This window comes from uncultured Escherichia sp. (genome assembly GCF_948475835.1).
Classification (GTDB): domain Bacteria; phylum Pseudomonadota; class Gammaproteobacteria; order Enterobacterales; family Enterobacteriaceae; genus ECMA0423.
The window spans coordinates 1-513 of record NZ_CAOLGM010000263.1 but is presented as its reverse complement, the minus strand read 5'-3'; the positions used below and the strand labels follow the sequence as shown (position 1 = coordinate 513).

Sequence of the window (513 nt, the reverse complement as noted above, 5' to 3'; positions counted from 1 at the left end):
GCGGCACGATTCACTGGCCGGACGGAGTCACCCCGCCCTTCTGATGCTTCCCCGTTTTGCCGATATTTTCCAGCAGGAAAACCGCTGGCTTAACTGGCTGGAGAAACAGCCGGAAGGTTCAGTACGTCCGGTGGTCATTGAGTCGGTGACAAAAATCATGGCGTGCGGAACCACACTGATGGGGTACACACAGTGGTGCTGTTCATCACCGGACTGTTGCCATACAAAAAAGGTCTGCTTCCGGTGCAAAAGTCGCTCCTGTCCGCACTGTGGAGTGAAGGCTGGCGCACAGTGGATACAGTGTCTGCTGAGTCTGGTCCCCGACTGCCCGTGGCAGCATATTGTGTTCACACTTCCCTGCCAGTACTGGTCCCTGGTGTTCCACAACCGGTGGTTACTGGCAGAGATGAGCCGTATTGCAGCAGATGTGATACTGGAAATCTGCCGCCAGGCGGATGTGGAGCCGGGGATATTCACGGTAATCCACACATGGGGGCGTGACCAGCAGTGGCC

Annotated in this window: 1 protein-coding gene; it reads left to right on the top strand. The window is 56.7% G+C overall.

Annotation, left to right across the window (positions count from 1 at the left end):
• Window positions 1-43 precede the first annotated feature (43 nt).
• A partial coding sequence (locus tag QZF50_RS23715) for a transposase zinc-binding domain-containing protein (protein ID WP_290389047.1) occupies window positions 44-513 on the top strand: 470 nt, incomplete at its 3' end.